Below are 3,903 nucleotides of genomic sequence, written 5' to 3' on the forward strand. Positions count from 1 at the left end.
CACGGTAATCCCTTGGCCTTAAGTTTGCTTTGTAGTTCCCGCTTAGTCAGATCCAGCCCCACGCCCACATGGCTAAAGCGCCCCTGCTGATACAAAAAACACAGCTCGGTTTCATAGTGCAGCGTCTCACCAAGGTGCTGGGTATTTAATTGAGTACTGATGGCCGAATTAGGCTTAAAAAACACCACCATATCATCGGGGATTTCATTGCCAAGCTCATGGATATGGTCAACATAATTACGCCCAATACAAAGGATTTTGCTGGGAGCAATAGCCTTATTTTCTAACATCACCGTTTTCATTAACGCTCCTTTAAAAATCAGCGGGACAACATAATTATCCAAGCCTTCTTCGTTAAGACTTTACTCTGACAACTCTCTGCTACACTTATTTTTATACCCCAATAAAAACAAGCAACTAAGTACTTGTACTACGGCGTATTCTTCCCTTGTCCACGCGATGTTATCGCCTTATTTGGCTGACATCATAGACGAAAAGGTCGATGACTCAATGTTAACACTCAGTATCAAGCAAAAAATGCTCTTAAGCTTCAGCGCAATTAGTATCCTGCTCTTAGCTGGCAATAGCTTCTTCTACTATTCGCTCTATCAAGTTCAAATCAGTTATAGCAATATCGAGACACTCGCCATACCGGTTCAGAAGCAAAGCAATAACTTACAACTTGTGCTCGTTAAAATGTCGCGCCTTGCAACTTTAGCCCATAGCCAAAATGACACCGCAGAGCTCATGCAAAGCCAAAAAGGATTCAATGAGCTAGAGCATAAATATCAAAGTATTGAAAACGAGCTGAAACAGATGGTTAGCGACCAACCCCAGATGCAAGCATCACTGAATGAAGCCCAAAAACGCTACCAAGCCTACCAGCAACAAAGCCAAGATATGTTTAGCGCTAAGCTCGCGAACGAACAAGCAAAACAACATTATCAAACACTTTTTAATCAGTTTATTGAGGCAAAAACGCAAGCAAGTAATGCAATGATCGATTTAGAAACGATCTCATTGCCCGATAATCCGGCACTTTTGGAGGAGATAATCGGAACAGGAACCCGCATTGACGATATGCTTTACACATTAACCAACACAATGTCAGAGCTAACGCATGCTCAGGATACTCATTCAATAAACTCGCATAAACAGGATATAGCCCTATTGCTTGGGAATCTAAGTACTAACTTTACCTTTTTAAAACAACAAGCTTCGGGGATAAACACCCTAGGATTGCTGGAGATTTTTGAGCAACAAGCCACCATATTCAATCGGTTACTTTCAACCCCAGGCGAGCTATATCTGGCACAACAGCAAGTGGTTGATAATCACACTCAAGCAGAACAGCATTTTAAAAATACGGAACAAGAATTTAATGCCAATACCCTTGCCTTAGATAAATTATTAGCCCTAGCTGACAGACGTTTTAGTCTGTTGCAAAACATTGCAAATGACGATATTCAACGCGGTCAAACATTGGCCATTGTACTAGCAGCCATGTTTGTGTTTATGGTCAGTTCAATATCCTTCTTTACCCTAAGGGCCATGTTAGTACCACTCACCTTGGCAAATAGTGCGCTGGCAAACATTGCAAGGGGAGACTTATCCAAGAGAATACCTAAACGTCACAACGATGAATTTGGGGTACTTATTGATAATATGAATACTCTTTGTGATGATCTGGCTAAATTATTAACCCATATCAGCAATGACGCCCACTCTTTAGATAATTCAGCCACACAAACACATCAGCAAGGTCAAGGCATCGCTAATGCAGCTACCGCACAAATTGAGCGTATCAATGGCACGAAAGCCTTAACAGAACAAATGTTTACCAGCTCTAACCTTGTTGCAGAACAAGCCAGTAGTTCGGCAACACAAATCACCCAAGCATCGAAACATAGCCAACAAGCCCAGCTTATTGCCGCCGATAATCAAGCCAAAATAGCGGAGTTAAGCACAAAGCTAAGTGATTCTGTCGCTATCATGTCGCGCCTTAGTGCACACAGTCACGATATTGGTGGGATTCTCACCACCATTAGTAGCATTGCAGAACAAACTAACCTACTCGCCCTCAATGCCGCCATCGAAGCCGCAAGGGCTGGCGAACATGGTCGAGGTTTTGCGGTCGTTGCCGATGAAGTACGCTCATTAGCCTCAAGGACACAAGCCTCAACCGCCGAAATCCAACAGATGATCTTAGCGTTACAGCAGGAAACTACCACGGCCTCAACGGCCATAAGCTCAGGGCAAACACAAGCCAACGACTGTGTGGAGCAAAGTAAAACACTACACCATGCCATAGCTCAGATTGAAGTCACACTCAGTGCCATTAATGAGATGAGTTTACAAATTACCCAAGCAGCCCACCAACAACTCGATTACAGTCGACATATTGAGTCCAGTATGGGAGAAGTCGTCTTCGCGGCAGATCAAAATGCCCATGAGGCAATGGATATGGCAAAACGCAGTGACCAAGTGACTCAGTTAGCCCACTCGCTCACCCGCTCTGTCGAACGCTTTACACTGTAGCAATAAGTGCATTGATACTTATATGGCTAAATGTATCAGAGCCGAGATAACCACATAAAAACAACAGCCATCAGTAAACTGATGGCTGCTTTTTTAGCAAACACTGGCAGAATAACAGCCTAAGCATATTCCATTAAAAACTCATCGAGTTGCTCGTTAGCAATTTCGATCTCATCGCCTTCGAACTGCGCAATATGGAACATGCCCTCGCCTTCATTCGTCACAGGAATATTACTGATCCCGATGATAATGCCATCCGTTGGCGCGCGGATCGCCACACTATCACCGCCATGCGGACTGACAATATGGGCAATAATATAGCCCTTATTAACCCGTTGACCGAGTTTGAGCTTCATATTGACTAAGCCATCGGACTCACTGCGGATCCAATAGCTGCGTATCGCACTGACACTCGCAATCTTGTTACTGACTCGCCCCTTGAGCATACCAAGGCTACGCATCACATTGAGCACGCCCTTTAGACCCGACTTAATCGCCAGTTCACTAAAGCGCAGCGCCTCGCCCGCCTCATACAAAATACAGGGAATGCCCTGCTGATTCGCATAACCACGCATCGACACGCTGCGCGCCTTAGAGTGCATAATAAGCGGTGCGCCAAAGGCATTCGCCATGGCTAACATAGTTTCATCACCGGTATCGCAACGGATTTGCGGTAAGTTATCTCTATGGATAGCCCCCGTATGTAAATCAATCACATGGGTTGCATGGACTAATAACTGAGTAGCAAACAGGTTGGCTAACCGGCTTGCCAACGCCCCTTTACTGGAGCCAGGGAAGCAACGGTTGAGATCGCGCCTATCGGGTAAATAACGGGATTGTTGAATAAAACCAAACACATTGACTATGGGCACCACAATCAGGGTGCCGGCTAAATTTTTAGGGTTAACCCGTCCAAGTAACCGCCGACAGATCTCAATACCATTGAGCTCATCGCCATGGATAGCAGCACAGACCAAGAGTGTCGGCCCAGATTTGAGGCCGTGAAAGACTTCGACATGAATATCGAGTTGGGTATCGGTATAAAGCTTGGCAGCGGGTAATTTAATCCCCATTTGCGTACCCGCAATGACTCGTTTGCCTTCAATCTCAAACGCTTCGCGTTTTTTAACCATGGTCACTCCCTGATCTGCATTGCGCTGTATGTGATAACTCTAGTATTAAGCCTTAACACGCCCAAGCTATTATTCGCCTTCAAACTGGGTTAACCAGTGTTTTAAAATTTGCTGCAATGCCACACGCTCAGCAGTCGGGACCCCCGATAATAGCGCGCTCTGACATTGGATATGTTTGGGGAGCGCAGCCTCAATCAGTGCTTTACCTGCCGAAGTGAGCGAAACATGCACG

Annotated in this window: 3 protein-coding genes and 1 pseudogene; 1 reads left to right on the top strand and 3 read right to left on the bottom strand. The window is 45.2% G+C overall.

Annotated features, from left to right (window positions below):
• The coding region (locus tag L976_RS01370) for a fumarylacetoacetate hydrolase family protein (protein ID WP_047533439.1) at nucleotides 1-302 on the bottom strand (302 nt) is incomplete at its 3' end.
• 208 nt (nucleotides 303-510) lie between these two features.
• Here L976_RS01370 and L976_RS01375 point away from each other — a divergent pair.
• Complete coding sequence (locus tag L976_RS01375; RefSeq protein ID WP_047533443.1) at nucleotides 511-2,538, top strand: methyl-accepting chemotaxis protein; 2,028 nt, start codon at nucleotides 511-513, stop codon at nucleotides 2,536-2,538.
• A 119-nt stretch (nucleotides 2,539-2,657) separates the two neighbouring features.
• Here L976_RS01375 and L976_RS01380 read toward each other — a convergent pair whose 3' ends face one another.
• Together L976_RS01380 and L976_RS22615 are read right to left on the bottom strand one after the other, a co-directional pair.
• The gene (locus L976_RS01380; RefSeq protein ID WP_047533440.1) at nucleotides 2,658-3,671 is read right to left on the bottom strand and encodes a succinylglutamate desuccinylase/aspartoacylase family protein; all 1,014 of its coding nucleotides are present in this window, start codon (nucleotides 3,669-3,671) and stop codon (nucleotides 2,658-2,660) included.
• Nucleotides 3,672-3,740: 69 nt separating this feature from the next.
• Nucleotides 3,741-3,903 (bottom strand): annotated as a pseudogene (locus L976_RS22615) (MarR family transcriptional regulator); the annotation flags it as partial.

This window comes from Shewanella sp. ZOR0012 (genome assembly GCF_000798835.1).
GTDB lineage: Bacteria > Pseudomonadota > Gammaproteobacteria > Enterobacterales > Shewanellaceae > Shewanella > Shewanella xiamenensis.

Coding starts and splice junctions, on each gene's coding strand:
- L976_RS01380 (WP_047533440.1), bottom strand. CDS start 3,671: ATGGTTAAAAAACGCGAAGCGTTTGAGATTGAAGGCAAACGAGTCATT.
- L976_RS01375 (WP_047533443.1), top strand. CDS start 511: ATGTTAACACTCAGTATCAAGCAAAAAATGCTCTTAAGCTTCAGCGCA.